Below are 17,856 nucleotides of genomic sequence, written 5' to 3'. Positions count from 1 at the left end.
GGTAGCTATGCTCTTTAGGCTGTTCTCTATTTCGGCTTATCTCTATTCACGTAAGCCTCTATGTATCTATGTATCTATGTATCTATGTATCTAAGTAGGCAAGTAGGCAAGTAGGCAAGTAGGCAAGTAGGCAAGGTCAGGCGTGGCTTCTTTAAGCGAGCTGGGATTTGATGCTAAATCTGTAAATAACAAAAAATTATCATTAATGTAATTAATGATAATTTCAGTTAATCGTTACATCTCCATATACTCTCTCCATCGAAACGAAACATCGAAGCCAGTCTTCGAAACGCACAGAATTAAAAACGAATTTGGAGTAAGTTATGAAAATGAATCACGTAGGCATCATGGTGGGTGACATGGATCAAGCAGTCGAGTTTTACACGAAAGCGCTGGGTCTAAGAATCGTAATGAACAACACTAAAGTGATGGAAGAGCGCGAATCAGCAATCGGCCGTATGTGTATCGCTGTGTTCGGTGAAGGCTTTAAAGGCTTCAACATTGCACACCTAGTAACTTCTGATGGTATTGGTGTTGAGCTGTTCGAAATGAAAGATCGCCAAGAGCGTCACGAAGTTGATTTCTCTCGCCTAGGTATCTTCCACTTCTGTCTGCAACTTCCAAAAGAGCAGTTTCATTCAGCTATTAAGCGTGTTGAAGAGTATGGCGGTAAGGTTCGTATGGACATCATGCGTTACCACCCAGAAGACGAACTAAAACAAGCGCAAATGGTTTATCTAGAAGACCCGTTTGGCAACCTATTCGAATTCTACTCGCACACATACGAAGACACGTACGCGACTGATTACGAGTAATCGCGTTACCTGCCTGTCATAAGGTAGAAAACCGAAACACCCCCTAAAGAGGATTGGTAGAGATACCAATCCTTTTTTGTTTTTGGATGTTTGGTTGAGTGACTTATCTATATGAAGTGATTAAGAAAGGTACAGATTTAAGGCGTTGCTAAAGTTGACGTTTTGAAGATAAAACCTTTCATGAATATGACGGAATAAAGCGTTGTTCATGAAAACATTGCGCCATCATACCGAATGGTAGCCTTGATTGAGTTGTGACTATACTCAGCTCAATATTGCTAACCAACAACAACGAAAATAGAGAAACATGCAGAGATTAGTGTTCCCAAATCACATGAAAAAACGACATATCATCTTTACCGCTCTTATTCTTATGATATTAGCCGGATGTACCTCGACGTCGGCTGTCGGCAGTTCTAAAACAAAGGACTATGCCAAGTCACATGCTCTTGTGGGTAAAGCTTCTTGGTATGGCGATAAATTCCATGGAAAACTCACAGCAAGTGGTGAGACGTATAATATGAATGCTTATACGGCGGCTCATAAAACCTTGCCCTTTGGGACGATCGTGAGAGTGACCAATACAGACAATGGCAAGTCGGTCGATGTGAAAATTAACGATCGAGGCCCTTACGTAAAAGGCCGAGTGATCGACCTTTCTCACAAGGCATTTGCACAAATAGGTAACGTTAAGCAAGGCACTGTGCCTGTCAAAATTGAGATTGTTGATGACAGTAATACCTTTAGGTATAAGCACTAAGACTCCGCTTGTATGTGGAACTAAAAGGATTGGTAGAGATACCAATTCTTTTTTTGTGTGGGCATTACTGGGGGGCATTACTGGGGGATACTAAAGTGGATTTGGACAAATCCGTGTAAGCTCAAATAACAAGTCCCGTCCTAACCTCTCCTTAATCAGCATCTGCTATCAGTAATACTTGAGGTTGATTCACCCATATCCAATACGCCCAGTATTTACTCCTGTTCGGCTCTCAACCAAAACTCAGAAAGATCTTCAAACAAGTCGTCGTTGTCTAAGATGCTTAAATGGTTTTCATCGTAACCAAGAATTTGGTCGGCGTTTAATTGAGCTGGGCGCGAAAGCTGGCTTGATAGGTCAATTACGCCATCATTATTGTTGGTATTAAATAACTCCCCTGAATTGTATCCAAACGCTAAAAAGTGCGGGGTATGGTTTTTAGTTTTACTACCAAATAACTCGGCGATAAATTTTCCGTCTGGATTTAAATCTACCCAGGCTGGCATCACGATAGGGGAGTATTCAACCCCTTGCTTGGCGGATGCCACACCACCAAACGGGGAAGATATGGTGGTGATGCTGCTGACAAAATTGCACAACTGCCCGATTTGGCACTGACGAACACTGTTTGCCACGATCAGCCCGCCCATGCTGTGTGCCACCACGTGTAATTGTTGGATCTTGTATTCAGTCACTATGGTATGCAGCAGGTTATTTAAGCCTTTCGAACTTAAAATCAGAGATAAGCCAGAAGGGTAGTTGAATACCCATATTTGGTATTTAGATTGATCGATTTTTTCGATTAATGGAGCAAAATCTAAAGCGGTTGCGTTGATACCATGTACAAATAGGATAGGGATTTTAGTTGGGTCGTATTCCGACAAAAGTAGAGTCCAGCATTCCCTTCAAAAAAGAATGTTACTGGCTGCCACATGCCGAGCTTAGCGTTTTCTCGCTTAAAGGGCGGATCCGTTAAACTCACAACGGTGCCTATATCGACAAGATCCAATTCCACTTTCAGTAAAGAGGACAATGAGTGATTAACAAAGGCTCTGGGCGCTTTGTTTTCGTTAATGGCGAGTGAAATTCTTACTGTAGAATTGTCTTGGTGATCATGCAGATTAACGACACTGAATGGTTCGTCAGCTTGTAGGGTTAAATCTTGGTTTTTATCATCAAAGACAAGTAGGTAGTGTATTTTTCTAGATAGCTGCAATTGAATACTGTCGCTATCTATTATGCCGTCGTAGCCATCAACTTCGCTTTTATTGATATCTTTTATCTGTTGAATAACGACGGCTGAGCCCGACGCTGGTTCGGTCAAAATGATTTGGTACTGGTCGGTATAGGCATCAATTGCGTCTATTTCATTCGATAGATTTCTAAAATTGCTGCACCCTGATAGCACTGAACTGAGTAACAATGCTGAACTGAAAAATATTGCAGTAAGTAATCGCCTCATTCTAATCTCATCCCCATCTCAATAAGCTTCGTCCTTCAATCAACAATTTTATACATAAACAAACTGCATGAGTTTAATACTAGCAAGAAAACAGAGAGTTAGGTCATACGTTGTTCCTGAGCATGTATTGTCTTGGTCCGAGTTTACTTAGTTCACACTGCTCGACCGCGGTATGGCTGATGTCGATTGTCTTTTCGATACTGATTGTCTTTCCGACCCTGATTGTTGGTGTATGATTTTTACGATTCTCAATCGCTTTGATTCATGAAAATTATCGACATTAAGAAAAAAATTGAACTTTATTATTTTAGTTAAGTCGTATTGCTACGTTTACCATAACAAGACATCTGCAGTTTAGATATGATCTCAAGTCGAAACACACATCAGCTAACTCGTAGCGCACTATTATTAGTGGGTTGGGTTATCTGTTTCTGTCTCGCCAGTAATATGAGTTTTATCCAAGGCTGCAAAGTAAATTATGACAACAGTGATTCTGCTATTTCTACTGCCGTGCAGGCAAACAAGATTAGCGATAGTGGCGTTTTTATTGATGGGGCATCTCAATCCCAAGACGGCCAATCCGTCCAAAAATGTGAGTTATCAGAACATCTGATAAATTTTGATCACCACCAAGTCAATGATCAAGCTATATTCACGTACTTCATACTCGTTGTCGTCGTATTGTGGTTGCTAAGTACTGTCCCGTATTTCCCTCCCTTCACTGAGCCAATCCTCCACAAAGGTAGGCGCATCCATCTCAAGATCTGTGTCTTTAAAGAATGAAAATAAGAGCGTTTAACTAACACTCATATTATTCATTTTTTAAGGAAAAATTAGACATGCCTAAAAGCAAAATGTCATTGCGCTTTGTTGTGCTTTGGCTATTCGTTGCGTTGTGTTCAACATTCACTGTGAACGCAAGTGCGAGCGAATCGATGACTCCTGTTACAACGGGTTGGATGCAAGACAAGTTACATCCGTATGTAGAAACGCGTTTTGTCATGACAGGACAAATTAATAAAGAAGATAAAACCGCGGCGGGTTATCTGGAAGTGAACCTTTCTGATGAATGGAAAACTTACTGGAGAAGTCCTGGCGAAGGAGGCATTGCGCCCAAAATTAAATGGGCTGACTCTAAGAACGTTTCGCAACTGCAATGGTTTTGGAAGTTTCCTCAACGCTTCAACTTGCTCGGCATAGATACGCTAGGCTACAAGCACAACATCATCTTTCCGATGAATCTTCATATTGATGATATGAACAAACCTGTTGAGCTCCATGCAGTGCTGACGATGTCTTCATGCACCACCATATGTATTCTCACGGATTTTGACATCAACTTGGTGTTTAACCCAAGTGAGATGACCGTGAATAACGACGCGATGCTTGTCTACGCAAAAGCAATGAGCGAAGTGCCGAAAGACTCACCGCTTGTAGAGGGTACATCTACGATTTGGGATGCTCACAAGTCGCAACTTCAAGTTATTGCTACACATAAAATTGGTTGGACTGCACCCGATATAATCGTGGATGGTGATTCAGATGAAATGCAAGATGCTGAATTTGGTATTCCTCACATTGAAATTGAAGGTAACCAAGCCATTGCGACTTATGACGTAAGCAGCTGGATGGGCACACCCGATCTCAACAACCAACACATTCGTGTCAGCATCAAAGACAAAGACTTCATTACAGAATACCCAGCCACTGTTACCAACGGCATAGTGGGTAATAGCTCTATGATAAGTATGGTGCTTTTGGCGCTATTAGGTGGGTTGATTCTCAATATCATGCCCTGTGTATTCCCTGTACTTGGAATGAAACTGAGTGGGGTTATTTCTGCTCAACGCATGGCAAGAAAACAGGTTAGGTTCCAATTCCTTGCATCTGCGAGTGGCATCCTCGCATCCTTCTGGTTAATCGCCACTTTCTTGGCTGTGTTAAAAATATCAGGCAGCGTTATCGGTTGGGGAATTCAGTTCCAAAACGGTTGGTTTATCGGTGGGATGTTTATCGTCACAGCCCTTTTCAGCGCCAACATGTTAGGGCTTTTCGAGATCCGTCTTTCATCGAATACCAATACGTGGATGGCAACCAAGGGAGACAGTAGTTACGTCGGACACTTTACACAAGGCATGTTCGCAACGCTATTGGCTACGCCATGTTCTGCTCCATTTCTTGGGACAGCCGTTGCATTTGCTCTTGCCACGACTATCCCGACGATGTTTGGTATTTTCACCGCACTTGCCGTTGGTATGGCACTTCCATGGATCATCGTTGCTGCATTCCCATCGATAGCTTTGGCGCTGCCTAAACCAGGAGCATGGATGAACCGTGTTAAATACCTGTTCGGCATCACTAGCGTTTGGCTCTTTAGCTTGCTTCGACCTCATGTCCCTCAATTGTGGCTATACGCAATACTGGCGGTCAGTGTTTGCCTATTGCTTGTCAGGTTGGTTCAAGTGCATGGAATCAAGACTGCGGGTGCTGTTGCCTTGCTGCTGTTGAGTGTTATCTCTGCCTCGTTATTTGTCGAGAAGGCAACATCCAAAATTCTGCCACCAGAACCTGAGTGGGAAGCTTTGTCGACCGTAGCCATTGATGATCATGTTGCTAACGACAAAGTAGTTTTCGTTGATGTTACCGCTGATTGGTGCGTGACTTGTAAAGCAAACAAGATCGGGGTTCTCTTACAAGATCCTGTTTACAGCGTATTGACTGAAGGTGATGTAGTGCCGATGGAGGGCGATTGGACAGTCCCAAGTGATAGTGTCACGTCATACCTACAAGATCACAACCGTTTCGGTGTTCCGTTCAACATGGTTTATGGCCCTAACGCTCCGGAAGGTATTGAGCTTCCTGTCATCTTAACCAGTGATGCGGTGATGGAAGCCATTGAGAAAGCAAAAGGTGGTGACGAATGATGAGAAAAAAAGCTAAGGCAAAACCTCAGTCCAAAAAGCAGAAGTTGAGATCGGCATTACTGTATACCTTGTTCGCATTGGTCGTGGTCTTTGGTGTTGATTATTGGCGTACAAAAGACGTTCCAATGCAGAACGTTCCGCCAATGGTTGGGATGTCGTTATCCGGTAAACCGATAGATGTAATAGAGATGAGTAAGAAAGAGCCGGTATTAGTTTATTTTTGGACGACATGGTGCGTCGCCTGCAAATTTGTGACGCCAGTGGTTGATTGGTTTTCATCGAGCTATCCCGTCGTTGGTGTATCACTGACTTCGGGTAAAGATGAAAGAGTTCAACGCTATATGAATGCTAAAGGGTATAGCTACGACAACATTAATGACACTCAAGGTAAAATTGCACGCGATTGGGGAATCTCCTTAACGCCAACACTCATTGTTATTAATGATGGAAAAGTAACAAGTGTTACTTCAGGAATTACTACGCCAATAGGTATCGCAGCCCGACTTTGGTTAGCTAAGTATTAATGGGAAAAATATGAAATTCATTACAAAAAGCATCATCACACTATTGGTTACTCTGGCTTTCTCACCCGTCACTTTCGCAATGACAAAACAAGAAAAAATTGCCGAGATAACGCAAATGCTAGAAACGAACGAAGGTATTATCGATTCAGTTCACGACAGTCTAGCTGCTTACATAGATCAACAAAGTAGCTTTGATAAAACGTTAGTTGAGAGTCATGACTTTATTTATAACAACCCACATCACCCTTGGTATGGTTCCGAACATCCAAAACTGACGATCGTAAATATGACTGATTTTAGTTGCCCGTGGTGTAAAAAATTAGATCCTGTTCTTCGAAAAATAGCGGATGAGTTCCCTAATGACATCAAGGTGATAAATATTTATATCCCTCTAAAGGAGAGAGATTCGCCATTGAACTCAGCAACTTTTGGACTCAATGTCTGGAACAATGACAAAGAAAAATACAAAGCAGTTGAAGAGATGTTGATCAGTAAGCCTGGTATTCACAACGTTCGTTCGATAATGAAAGTAGCGAAGAAGAACAAAGCCACCGATTATGTTTCTTCAGACAGTGAAATAGCGATTGAAGTTGCTGAAAACTATAACTTATTTACGAGGCTGGGTGTTCGGGGTACACCAGCGATGCTAATTGATGGAACATTGCTCCCCGGCTACTTGCCATACGAAAAACTATATCCAATAGTAAAGGCTAAGCTAGAAGAGAAAAGTAAATAGAATAAATTTACGATAACTTAATTATTATCTTTGATGGATAAAAAGCCCTATTGATTAGGGCTTTATATCATTTAAATATTAATTGTAAAAGTAGATTACAAATTAATAAACAATATACAACGCAGCTAGTCCAAATATGCCTAGAAAACTCAGAACACCACATGTCGAGTACAACAACAGTCTCATTGTTAATTCCTGATTACAAAAAATTATTAATAGTATTTACTTTTATAAATTGTCTTATGTGCAATTTAAGGGCGTGGGGTTGACAAGGTTATATTAAAATAGCACCTCCAGATAAATTATCACTTAACATTTAGTTAGAGTTTCCCATGCTGAAATAATTCCCTTTACTCTGTATTTTTTACGAAGTAATTAGAGGTTGTTTATGTTTAATTTTTACAGGTTGATATTCAATTTTGTTTCTTGTGTGGTTGTTATTTGGGTTGGTAATACGTGAATGTAAATTGATTCATAGAGTGGGAATTAACTCGAAAAACGGAAACTAACTCGTAGAATGGAAGTTAATTTCTCTAATCTGGGTGATCAAGTTATCCTCGATGAGGACTGATACGCTCTCGATTAAGTTGTTATCAACACCGTTAAATACGTTCACGTTAGTGATTAGCTTTTTCATAGTCTGCACCTTTTGGAAATGAGTGTGTGTCGCTGATGGAGTCATCATATGGGGGCAGCATTTGAAGAATGGCCATTTGGTGACAGTGATGAATTGGGTGTGTTTTTGCTATTGCTATAAGAGAAGGAAGGGGGATTTCTGTCGAATCATTAATTTGAATAATGATTATTGGTGGTGTCACAAAATGGTAAGTTTTGCTCCTTTTCGAGCGCTAAGATGTATTTCAAATCAAGGCGACTTATCAAATTAGAGAGAGACAGAATGACTAAATCAGACAAAGTTTACGGGTTCAACACACCACAACGTCTATTTGTAGGTTACACGTTAGCTGTGCTGGTGGACTTAGTGGTACTTAACTTTTTCGATGAGTACTGGGACTTCGTCAACATTGAGTCTTTCACTATTTCTTTGATAGCAGCGTTATTACTGCAGTTATTGTTGAAGCTCTCTATTGGCTTAGAGCACAAGATTGCTGAGCACTTCAAAAGTAAACCGGGTACCGGGCCTAAGGTTTATCGCGCCATCACTACTTACATCATCTTGGTGGGTTCAAAGTTCGTGATGCTAGAAGCGATTAACTTATTGTTCGGCGAGAAGGTGAGCTTTACAGGCCCTTGGAATGGTGTAGTGGCGTTCTTCGCCGTGGTATTTACGATTCTCATTGCTGAAGTAATTGTATCGAAGATCTACTTTGCGCTTGATGATAAACAAGAATCAAACTTGAAAGAAAAGACAGCTTAAGCATAAGTAGAATTAAACATAGGGGAGTTCGGAATGAACTCTCAATTGAAAAGGGTTGGCATGTTTGCCAACCCTTTTTGTCTTTTAGCCATCCCACACTTCAGAGTGGGCGACTAATTCAGCTTATGCAGACCGATTAATTAGTACTTAACCTGGTAGTTCAGAGTGTAAGTACGGCCGCGGCCTTTGTAGTCATACGCTGCTGAGTCGTAATGAGACGAGTAAAGGATTTGAGCACGTTGACCCCAAACAGTGGTGTAGTCTTTGTTCAGTAAGTTTTGAATACCAAAACCTAGACTACCGACAGGAAGCTGATACGTACTCACTAGATCAAACACGGTGTAGCCATCAAGTTTGTTTTTGTCGTCTTCGTAATCAAACATAGTTTGGCTTTGTACTTTTACAGATAGGTCTGTGTCATACCAACCTGCCCAAGCACTTGCTTTAGAAGTACTTGCACTTCCTGCAGATACATCTTTCCAACCGTCGTTACCTTTCACTTCAGAGGTGACGTAGTGACCAGAAGCGCCCAGTTGAATGTTGTCATGTACCCAGTAAGAAGCCATCGCCTCTAGCCCGTACACTCGCTTTTTGTCATTGATGTTTTCAATCAGCAATGTCTTTCTGTTGTACTTCACTGATTTGTCAGATTGTGAGTAATAAGCCGCGGTTTGCAAGCTTAGCTCGCCAGTATCAAGGCGGTAACCTAACTCGAAACTGTTGGTTTTGATACCAGACATTTTTGAGTCATTAACGTTGATGCTGTCGTTGAGTTTCCAGTGATCACCAACGAGCTTGTAGCTGCCTTGTCCGTAGTATTTAGCTGGGTCTGCAAGGTCGAAACCTTGCGAGAAGTTTGCCCAAACTTGAGACTCGTTATTAAGGTGGTAGATCGTACCTAGGTTAAATAAGCCAACACCGTAATCAGTTTCACCACCTGGTACTGCGTCTGCTGTTTTGCCTTTACCAGCAGCAATTTTCTTCTGCTGGCTGTAGCCGACAAAATCATCAATCTTGTTAGAGATGTATTGGTAGCGGAATCCACCTTCCACCGTCCAATCATCGGTGATCGCATAGTCAGATTGTATAAAGCCTGCGATAGAGCTGACTTTAACACCTGCATAGCGACCCACTTGTGCATAGGTCTTGTTGACTAAGTTGCCTGAATTGTTCGCAATGGTGCGATCGTAAAGCGCTTGATTGCTATCAAGCTGATCTTGATACGCATCGATACCATAAACAATATTGAACTTATTGAAGCTCTTAGCCAGTGCTGTTTTTAATGAAATAACATCGGTAATTTGTTGACCAGAAGATTGGAAGTAAGGCGTGTAAGTTTGGTCTTCTTTACGGTATGAAGCTTCAGCAATAAACTGATGCCCAAGGAATTGATCATCGACGTAAGAGGCACTCAGCATGATGCGCTCAGTTCCGTGTTCGCGATCCGAGTAAAACCCTTTACGTACGTCAACAAAATCGCGCCCGGTGATGTATAGACCGTAAGGAGAGTTTTGCTGGCTATCGTAATATTGTGCTAGGAAGTTGAGCTTTTTGGTCTCAGACAGGTTCACGCCGACAGTTGTCAGGAAATCTACCGTCTTGTTGAACTGCAGTGAGCCTTGTGAAATGTCAGGAGTAACAATATCGCCATCTGCATCGAATACACCTTGTGTCTCGGTGTAAACCACAGAAGAGCGAGCTTGAACTTTGTCGTTACCGCCAGAGATAGATTGACCGACTTTGTAATCGAAATCTTCACCTGAATTAAAGCCCGATGAGCCACCGACATAAGATTCGAATTCTAACTCTTCACCTTGTGCTTTTTTGGTGATGATGTTGATGACACCACCAGAAGCACCGGCACCGTAGATAGATGTTGCACCCGATAACACTTCGATGCGATCAATGTTAAATGGGTCGATTGAATCTAAGTGGCGGCTGATTTGGCGAGAGGATTGCAGTGATACGCCATCGATCATAACGAGCATCTTACGGCCACGTAGATTCTGACCATAGTTAGTACGAGCGCCGCTGCTTACATCTAAAGAGGGAATGCTCGCCGATAGAATTTCACCTAATGATTTACCGCCACGGTATTCCTGTTCGATTTTATCTGCGTCGATGTACCAAACTGTTCCCGGAATATCGCTGATCGCTTTTGGTGTTCGGCTTGCGACAACCACCATGTTTTCTTCGGTTGTGTATTCTTGTGCTTGGGCTGTAAACACTGTGCTTGCTGCGACAATCGCTAGCGTAACGGTGGAAAGCTTGAAACTTCCTTTTTCGGTTTTCATTTTGTTCTCAATCTTGATCAATAAAAGGCTGCACAAAGACTCATATTTGTGCGATGACTTTGTTTTTTATAAGTAAACAAGCGTTCATCTTTACTGGTTAGTAATAAATGAAGCCTCCTAAATTAGAAAAGAGGTTAACGTGGTCACTTACTTATGGCCCCAAACATACTCATCTCGATATCTTTCAAGCTTGTATACGTTCGCATTCACGCCACCTAAGCGGTTACTACTTCTATAGTTAAAGTACGAAGTATTATCGTTAAGTTTATCAATTCTAAATAAGAATCATTATTATTGTGTTTTTGTTGCGAAAATACAATATGAAAATACAATTTTATTTTATAGATTTGGAAACACTTGTTTGCCGAGGGGGTTAGTCACTCGGGCGGAACAGAGCCAGTGCCTTGTTCCGCAAGTGTTTAAGCGGGTGTGAACCATATAATTCAGAAGGTGTGAAAGTGCAGGTATTAGGGCCTGTTGATCTTTTGAACAAAATTTAACAACGAAAGGTAAACAGGCCCTCGTGTGTTCGTGAAGTCAGAATGGTATTTTCGATGGTAGAAGGACACGATAAGGGCAGCCATGATTTGACTGCTCACGTAGTTAACTGTTTTTTGCCATGATGCTGTTGATTAAGCTTTCTCGCTGCTCCATAGAGACCGTCATTACGTCGTTGTAGGTGCGTTTCATGACTCGAATGTCATTTTCCAGTAGCTGAGCTAATTTTGTCGAGGCCGTTTGGTTGTCACCTTCGAGCACCAATTCGATGATCTCTAGGCGACGCTGGCACGATTTAGTGACCGAAGATTGAATGTGCATCGAGACGAGATCGGTCGCTTTACGTAGGCGATTATGTTGTTGCATGGTGCTCAATAAGAAGCGATTTCCCGAACATGCGGCAAGTTGCTCGTGAAACTCAGCACTGAGGCTAAAGAGATGACTGGCGTTGACAGATTCTGGGGTCTGAATCGCTTGAGCATGGCGATCTCGGCAGCTTTCAATTGCACTGTTATCAAGTGTCCATGTTGGTTCGAGTAGGCCAGCAGGCTCGAAAATGAGTCGACAGCGATAACTTTCGGTGTGTCTTTCTAAGGTGTTCAACACACCATCAAGCTGCCATTTGTATCCTGGACTGCGACGAAAAATACCATCGTTTTCTAATAGGCGCAGTACGCTTTGCATCTCACCACGGTTGGCATCATAACGTTGTTGCAGGTCTTTCTCGGAAAACGACTGACCTAACTCACTAAAAAATAAATCCATGAGTACGCGCAGGTATAATTGTTCTTGGCGAGGTTGTTGGTCGTTGTCTTGGCCTGAAATTTCGATATTTGCCGCATCGGTTTGTAATACAGACCCTTTATAAGGGACGACTTTAGTGATGCCTTGCGCTGACAAGTGTTTTAGCACCGCTCGAATAGGGCTTCTTGATACTTCGAATTGCTGCGCCAAAGATGATTCATTTAGGCTGCTTCCCGCTTTCGCGTTGTCGGCTTTTAGTCTCGCGATGACCTTGAATAACAAATTTTGTTGGAGCTTTGTAATTGTCGTTATGTCCATGACGCTCAGAGTATGTGTTTAATCTTGATTCCATGGTAAACACAAAAAGGCTTAAATACCATAAATTGTGTTTTTGTAACCAAAAGACAATGTTAATTAACCTGTTGCAATGGATAGGTTGGTTGGTAATTTAGCGGTTCATAGGGAATTGATCGGTTAGTGATAGCTTTATTGGCAAGTGTATTAATGAGTGGGTAAGAAGAGAGCCCGCTTAAAGTCTCGACTTCAAATGGAGGCTTCAAACGGGGCTTTAAGCGGAGAAATTGACTGCTCGTGTGTGCTTATTTTCTCATTAGATAGAGGAAGTAACCGCCACCAATTAGAGAGGCTAATAGACCTGCAGGGAACTGCCAAGGGAACCATAGCGTACGACCAATCCAGTCGGCAGCAACCATGATGATAGCGCCTAATAATGCTGCAGTGAGCATTTGAGGAATCGCGCGATATTGGTGAAGCGAACGCGCCATGTGCGGCGCCAATAATCCAATGAAACTTAATGGCCCAATGACGATGGTGCACAGAGTTGTTAGTGCCGCGACTAGCAAAAGCAAAGCCAATCGAACAGCGGTTGTGTTCATACCTAGGCTGCTTGTGGTGACGTCGCCTAAGTTAATCAGCTCTATCCAGCGATTCAAAGACAGCGCCACTGCACTGATGATGGTAACCCCAACGGCGAGCAAAATGACATCTTGATTCGCGACTAAATAAGTCGATCCTGAAAGCCAAGTGAGGAGCGCGGTTGCATTCTCATTACCCGAGCTCATTGTGATGCGCAGTAGAGCGTCGAGCCCTGCACTTAGCGCGATGCCTGTTAACAAGGTTTGCGTTGGGGCGAAATTGTGTTTTCTTCCCATTAACCAAACCACGGCAGTCACTGAAGTTGCGCCGAGTGTACCAAGCAGCATTTGCTCTTCTCGGCCGACTGCTGTGCCAAATAGTGTGCCGAGCACTAACGCCAGAGCAGCCCCTGAGCTGATCCCCAATACTTCGGGGCTCGCCATTGGGTTGTTTGAGATGCGTTGAATAATCGTGCCTGCAAACGCAAGCCCGATCCCTGCCAAAAGCGCGACTAATACACGCGGTAGACGTAGATCGAATAGCGATGGGTTGAGTTCAACATTCCAACCGAACTGGTTTTTACCTACTGTAAGGGCAAGAACACACATTGCCATCAATAGTACTGACATCGCGGCCAGTACTTTACGCGTACTGACGAATTTGTAGTGCTCAATGGTTTCACTGCGGTTTTTGAGGTCGGACTGCAGCTTGGTACGTTGCAGTAACCACAATAAGAAAGGAGCACCCAGTAGCGCCGTCATTGCGCCGGTAGGGAGCAGTTCGCCACCGAAGCCAGAGAAGGGCTGAATCACTAAATCCACAATCAATAGAATGAAGCTGCCTACCAACCCACTGACCAGAATCTGTTTCGCGAGTGCTCTTACACCGATAAGCCTAGCGATAGCAGGAGCCACAATGCCAACGAATCCGATTAAGCCTACTTCACTGACTACGGCTGCAGTAATAAAGATCGCCAACGATAAGCAAAGCAATTTGATTTGTTTGATGTTTACACCAAGTGAAGTGGCGACATTATCGCCAAATTGCAGCGCTGATAATGGACGCTGTAAAATCAGTAATAACAGCGTCGGGATCGAGACTAAAGGTATGAGAACCTGCACGCTCGACCAATCATTCTGATTCAGTACACCGGCACCCCAAACAAAAATACTGGTAAGCCGTTGTTCATGCAGCATGAGCAACATGGTGTTGAGTGAGCCTAAAAATAGGCTGACCACCATACCGGCTAACACCATGTGTAATGGTGAAAAGCCTCGTGCAGAACTTAAGGTAAAAACTAAGCCTGTTGCAAGGCAGCCCCCAATGAAAGCGGGAATAAACCCTGGGATAGCTAGGTTAGCAGGAATTAAAAGGATCCCTAATACCATGCCGAGTTCTGCGCCCGCAGCAACACCCAATGTGGTAGGTGAGGCAATGGGGTTACGCAGTACAAATTGCATCACACACCCAGCGACTGCCAGTGCAAAACCACAAATGAGAGCGACGGTAAGCCTAGGTAAATAGGTGAGGTGAGTAATCAGATGCTGATAATTTGAAGAATCAAAGTGAAACAGCGTATCCCAAATCAAGCCAACCCCTTGCGAGTAAGGAGCGGTAATTTGTAGTAGCGAGCTGATCAACAAAACAGCAGCGAGAGGTAGTGCCGCTGCCTTGATATTGAATCGCCCTGTGACGGTTTTTTCGATCTTTACGGTAGCCATTATTTTTGGATAAGAAGTTCGGTAATGTGGTCACTAAACCTTTGAGCAGCGATTAGCCCACCGAAGGTCCAGATGGTAGGAAGTTCGTAAACGGAGTCTGTACGCGTAAACGTCATCGCTTGCCAAAGAGGGGATTGAGTCAGTTTCTTATGCTCTTCTTCCGTTAGCGGGCCAAAGATCATCACATTCGTCTGTTGGTGTTCAGCGAGCCTTTCAGTACCTGTAGTGGTAAAACCCCAGAGGTTTGTCTGCTCTTGCCAGTCGTTTTTAAGGCCCATGCTGCTTATGGTGGCTTGCGCTAATGAACCTTGGCTATGAATGCGTAAGGTTTTGTCGTTGATAAAGCGTGCAAAAATCAGTGGTTTGTCTGAGTTGCCTGCGGCACGTATTTTTTCACCATTATCGCTTAATCTCTTGTTTGTCTCATCAATCACTTGTTGGGCGCGTTGTGCTTTGTTAAATAGCTTGCCTAAAGAGAGGGTAACCGAAGTTGCGGATTCAAGAGGTTGTTTCTTTTTGCTGTAGACACTGTAAACCAAGACAGGTGCGATTTTATTGAGCTGGTGGTAGGCCGCCGCCATATGCTCGCTGATTAAAATGACGTCAGGTTTGAGTTCTGTTAGCAGCTCTAGGTTTGGTTCTCTTCGAGATCCCACATCTGTCACGTCTGCATTTAACGCAGGTTTTACCACCCATTGCTGATAACCTTGTGCGTCTGCCACACCTTGCAACTCAACGCCTAGGCTTAATACAGTTTCGGTGAGTGCCCAATCTAAAGCCACCACTTTTTTAGGTGTAGCATCGAAAGAGGCACTGCCCATTTCATGTTTGATTTCTAGTGCGTGAACGCTCTCTAGAGCAAGGGCGTTGAAAGCTAATACTGTGAACAGCATGGTGATGAACTTTTTCACAACAGGTTCCTTTTGATTTAAGGGATGTAGCTGATAGGTTGCCCTGTCTCAGGGTGTTTAAAGAGCGCAAGCTCCATTCCGTAGATTTGCATCAGTGTTTCTGGCGTCATCAAATCTTTAGGCGAACCGGAAGCAATCACTTTTCCAGAATGAAGCGCAATCAAATGGTCACTGAATTTGGCGGCCATGTTGACATCATGAAGCACCATGATCACGGTTAAGCCGAGTGACTGATTAAGCTCTTTGATTAAAGCGAGCAATTCATGCTGGTGCGCGACATCGAGTGCTGAGGTTGGTTCATCAAGCAAAATACATTGGCTTTGCTGAGCAAGCAGCATGGCGACCCAAGCTCTTTGTCTTTCTCCGCCGGAAAGTGTTGCGACAAATCGGTCAGAAAAGGCGTTAAGGCCAACTTTCTCAATCGCTTCGTCTACGATGGCATAATCATCTTTGCTGTAACGTCCAAATGCGCCTTTCCATGGGTAACGGCCAAAGCAAACCAGTTCACGAACGGTTACGCCATCAGTAATCGGTGGGTGCTGCGGCAGGTAGGCGACTTGGTGTGCAAATTCAAGGTTACTGTATGAGGCGAGTGGTTGCTCATTGAAGAAAACGTCACCTTCTGTTGGCGTATTTTGTCGACTTAACAGTTTAATTAGTGTCGATTTGCCACATCCATTATGACCAAGCAAGGTGGTGATCTTCTTTGGTTCAAAGGTCAAAGTCGTTGGCGAAAGGATTTTCTTACCGTCGATTTCGAACGAGGCATTGGTAAGTGTGTACATAATGCAATATGAAGTTGAGTTATGGGCTGCTAGCCGCTAATGTAACACAGTGAAATCAAAATGATAATTATTCGCTAAATCAATCTATTTATCATTGTAATATGCTCGTGCCCACTACGAACCTACCAACCTTATCTAGCGCCTTCGATATTATGTCTGTGATACAAAATAAAAAATTTCAACTATTGGCTATTGGTCTTGCTTCGGCTCTTATGGGAATTGGGCAAAACGGCTTACTCGTTTCCCTGCCTTTTCTTGTGGAACAGTCTGCATTCAGCTTGCCTACGTGGTCGATTCTTATCGCAATAGGAAGCATATTATTTCTGCCGTCTGCGCCTTTTTGGGGAAGGCAGAGCGACAAATATGGACCTAAACAAGTCGTCATTCAGGCATTGGTAGGCATGGCCGTCAGCTTTGCTTTTTTGTGTTTTTTTGCGATGAATAGTGACCAAGAAAAGGCGCTAGTGTTTTGTTTGATCGGACTGGTGGTGGCGCGAATAATTTATGGTTGTACGGTGTCTGGAATGGTGCCCGCGAGTCAACATTGGGCGATATTGTTGTGTGGTGAGAGAAACCGTTTACAGGCTATTACTTCGGTGAGTCTTGGCCTAAGTGTTGGTCGATTAATTGGGCCTTTGGTCTCCATTTTAGCGTTAAAGTTATCGCCTTTTGCTCCCCTGATCGTGATGATCTTTTTGCCGTGTGTTGCTTTACTTGTCACGATGTTGTTACCAACCCCTAAAGAAGAAACTCGGAAGGCAGAAGGAATAGGGCAAGCACCTTGGTTACCGAATAAAACATTACTGCCTTTTTTATCTTGCGGGATGTTGTTGTGTGCCGCAGTCGCGTTGTTGCAATACAGTTTTTCTCCACTGATCTATTCGATCACCCGTTGGCCTACCGATCAAATAAGTGACACGATCGGGATTCTTTTGACTATCAGTGCTGCCTGTACTTTTGCTACTCAACTCTTGGTTATCAAAAAAGAAAAGCTGACACCGTTTGTTATGTACCGTTGGGGGGCATTGGGTTTGCTTGTCGGCTTTGGAGTGTTCTTGATTCCCAGTATGTGGGCGTTAGCTGTGGCGATGGTACTGACAGCGATTGGCGCAGCGTTGCTTGTTCCTGCTTACACGTTATTCGCCACCGAAAAGCAAAGTGAGGCTCTGGGCGCAGCCGCAGGGTACATCGCTATGTCTCATACTCTAGGCTATGGCGTCGCTTCATTACTTGCGTTTACTTCAACCTTGAACCCTCAGTATCCCATCTACTTATGTGGGCTATTTTCTCTACTGATTTTCGCGACGACTTATGTTGTAAAAATAAAGGGAAATACCAAGCTCGCTGAGCAAGCTTAATCTTATATTTCCCCTGATACTTTTTAGTGAATCAATTGGAAGTGAGCTAACGGATAGCAAATTAACTGGT

13 protein-coding genes and 1 pseudogene are annotated in these 17,856 nt (G+C 43.3%); 7 read left to right on the top strand and 7 right to left on the bottom strand.

Features of this window, described 5'->3' with window-relative positions:
• Positions 1–323 precede the first annotated feature (323 nt).
• Both ACED42_RS00770 and ACED42_RS00765 read left to right on the top strand, forming a co-directional pair.
• Positions 324–815, top strand: a complete 492-nt coding sequence (locus ACED42_RS00770) for a VOC family protein (protein WP_029223140.1) — start codon at positions 324–326, stop codon at positions 813–815.
• 307 nt (positions 816–1,122) lie between these two features.
• Positions 1,123–1,575 (top strand): septal ring lytic transglycosylase RlpA family protein, encoded by a 453-nt coding sequence (locus ACED42_RS00765; RefSeq protein ID WP_371700974.1) that lies wholly within the window; start codon positions 1,123–1,125, stop codon positions 1,573–1,575.
• A 215-nt stretch (positions 1,576–1,790) separates the two neighbouring features.
• Here the strand turns inward: ACED42_RS00765 and ACED42_RS00760 are convergent.
• Positions 1,791–3,037 (bottom strand): annotated as a pseudogene (locus ACED42_RS00760) (lipase family alpha/beta hydrolase).
• A gap of 839 nt (positions 3,038–3,876) precedes the next feature.
• Here ACED42_RS00760 and ACED42_RS00755 point away from each other — a divergent pair.
• From ACED42_RS00755 to ACED42_RS00745, 3 genes are read left to right on the top strand one after another with little or no spacing between them, the layout of a single operon-like run.
• Positions 3,877–5,961 carry a protein-disulfide reductase DsbD family protein gene (locus tag ACED42_RS00755; protein WP_371700972.1) on the top strand — a complete coding sequence of 695 codons (2,085 nt, stop codon included), beginning with the start codon at positions 3,877–3,879 and terminating at the stop codon, positions 5,959–5,961.
• Complete coding sequence (locus ACED42_RS00750; protein WP_009847199.1) at positions 5,958–6,485, top strand: protein disulfide oxidoreductase; 528 nt, start codon at positions 5,958–5,960, stop codon at positions 6,483–6,485. The genes ACED42_RS00755 and ACED42_RS00750 overlap by 4 nt, the downstream gene beginning before the upstream one ends.
• 10 nt (positions 6,486–6,495) lie before the next feature.
• Positions 6,496–7,221, top strand: a complete 726-nt coding sequence (locus ACED42_RS00745) for a DsbA family protein (protein ID WP_009847198.1) — start codon at positions 6,496–6,498, stop codon at positions 7,219–7,221.
• 505 nt (positions 7,222–7,726) lie between these two features.
• Here the strand turns inward: ACED42_RS00745 and ACED42_RS00740 are convergent.
• On the bottom strand, positions 7,727–7,858 hold the full coding sequence (locus ACED42_RS00740; protein WP_017100407.1) for a hypothetical protein: 132 nt from the start codon (positions 7,856–7,858) through the stop codon (positions 7,727–7,729).
• 261 nt (positions 7,859–8,119) lie between these two features.
• Between ACED42_RS00740 and ACED42_RS00735 the strand changes: the two genes are divergently transcribed.
• The gene (locus ACED42_RS00735) at positions 8,120–8,599 is read left to right on the top strand and encodes a hypothetical protein (RefSeq protein ID WP_009847195.1); all 480 of its coding nucleotides are present in this window, start codon (positions 8,120–8,122) and stop codon (positions 8,597–8,599) included.
• Positions 8,600–8,739: 140 nt separating this feature from the next.
• Here the strand turns inward: ACED42_RS00735 and ACED42_RS00730 are convergent, their stop codons facing one another.
• The 5 genes from ACED42_RS00730 to ACED42_RS00710 all read right to left on the bottom strand — a co-directional run bounded on the left by ACED42_RS00730 (position 8,740) and on the right by ACED42_RS00710 (position 16,428).
• The gene (locus tag ACED42_RS00730; RefSeq protein WP_102249532.1) at positions 8,740–10,893 is read right to left on the bottom strand and encodes a TonB-dependent receptor; all 2,154 of its coding nucleotides are present in this window, start codon (positions 10,891–10,893) and stop codon (positions 8,740–8,742) included.
• 603 nt (positions 10,894–11,496) lie between these two features.
• Complete coding sequence (locus ACED42_RS00725; protein ID WP_269336062.1) at positions 11,497–12,453, bottom strand: GntR family transcriptional regulator; 957 nt, start codon at positions 12,451–12,453, stop codon at positions 11,497–11,499.
• Between the two features lie 281 nt (positions 12,454–12,734).
• Positions 12,735–14,732 (bottom strand): Fe(3+)-hydroxamate ABC transporter permease FhuB, encoded by a 1,998-nt coding sequence (fhuB, locus tag ACED42_RS00720; protein ID WP_371700969.1) that lies wholly within the window; start codon positions 14,730–14,732, stop codon positions 12,735–12,737.
• Positions 14,732–15,643: an ABC transporter substrate-binding protein gene (locus ACED42_RS00715; RefSeq protein ID WP_371700967.1), complete on the bottom strand. Its 912-nt coding sequence runs from the start codon at positions 15,641–15,643 to the stop codon at positions 14,732–14,734. Before ACED42_RS00715 ends, fhuB begins: the two co-directional genes overlap by 1 nt.
• 17 nt (positions 15,644–15,660) lie before the next feature.
• Positions 15,661–16,428: an ABC transporter ATP-binding protein gene (locus ACED42_RS00710; RefSeq protein ID WP_371700965.1), complete on the bottom strand. Its 768-nt coding sequence runs from the start codon at positions 16,426–16,428 to the stop codon at positions 15,661–15,663.
• A 101-nt stretch (positions 16,429–16,529) separates the two neighbouring features.
• On the opposite strand from ACED42_RS00710, the gene ACED42_RS00705 reads away from it, so the two are divergent.
• A complete protein-coding gene (locus ACED42_RS00705; protein ID WP_102249535.1) occupies positions 16,530–17,786 on the top strand; it encodes an MFS transporter in 1,257 nt (418 codons plus the stop codon).
• Positions 17,787–17,856 lie beyond the last annotated feature (70 nt).

The organism is Vibrio sp. FF145, from assembly GCF_041439075.1.
GTDB classification, from domain to species: Bacteria; Pseudomonadota; Gammaproteobacteria; order Enterobacterales; family Vibrionaceae; genus Vibrio; species Vibrio tasmaniensis_A.
This window is presented reverse-complemented; position numbering and strand designations above follow the sequence as displayed.

Bases quoted from the DNA above. Each gene is read 5' to 3' on its own strand.
- ACED42_RS00745 (WP_009847198.1), top strand. From the start codon at position 6,496: ATGAAATTCATTACAAAAAGCATCATCACACTATTGGTTACTCTGGCT.
- ACED42_RS00710 (WP_371700965.1), bottom strand. From the start codon at position 16,428: ATGTACACACTTACCAATGCCTCGTTCGAAATCGACGGTAAGAAAATC.
- ACED42_RS00765 (WP_371700974.1), top strand. From the start codon at position 1,123: ATGCAGAGATTAGTGTTCCCAAATCACATGAAAAAACGACATATCATC.
- ACED42_RS00730 (WP_102249532.1), bottom strand. From the start codon at position 10,893: ATGAAAACCGAAAAAGGAAGTTTCAAGCTTTCCACCGTTACGCTAGCG.
- ACED42_RS00725 (WP_269336062.1), bottom strand. From the start codon at position 12,453: ATGGACATAACGACAATTACAAAGCTCCAACAAAATTTGTTATTCAAG.
- ACED42_RS00735 (WP_009847195.1), top strand. From the start codon at position 8,120: ATGACTAAATCAGACAAAGTTTACGGGTTCAACACACCACAACGTCTA.
- ACED42_RS00750 (WP_009847199.1), top strand. From the start codon at position 5,958: ATGATGAGAAAAAAAGCTAAGGCAAAACCTCAGTCCAAAAAGCAGAAG.
- ACED42_RS00705 (WP_102249535.1), top strand. From the start codon at position 16,530: ATGCTCGTGCCCACTACGAACCTACCAACCTTATCTAGCGCCTTCGAT.
- ACED42_RS00770 (WP_029223140.1), top strand. From the start codon at position 324: ATGAAAATGAATCACGTAGGCATCATGGTGGGTGACATGGATCAAGCA.
- ACED42_RS00755 (WP_371700972.1), top strand. From the start codon at position 3,877: ATGCCTAAAAGCAAAATGTCATTGCGCTTTGTTGTGCTTTGGCTATTC.
- ACED42_RS00740 (WP_017100407.1), bottom strand. From the start codon at position 7,858: ATGAAAAAGCTAATCACTAACGTGAACGTATTTAACGGTGTTGATAAC.
- fhuB (WP_371700969.1), bottom strand. From the start codon at position 14,732: ATGGCTACCGTAAAGATCGAAAAAACCGTCACAGGGCGATTCAATATC.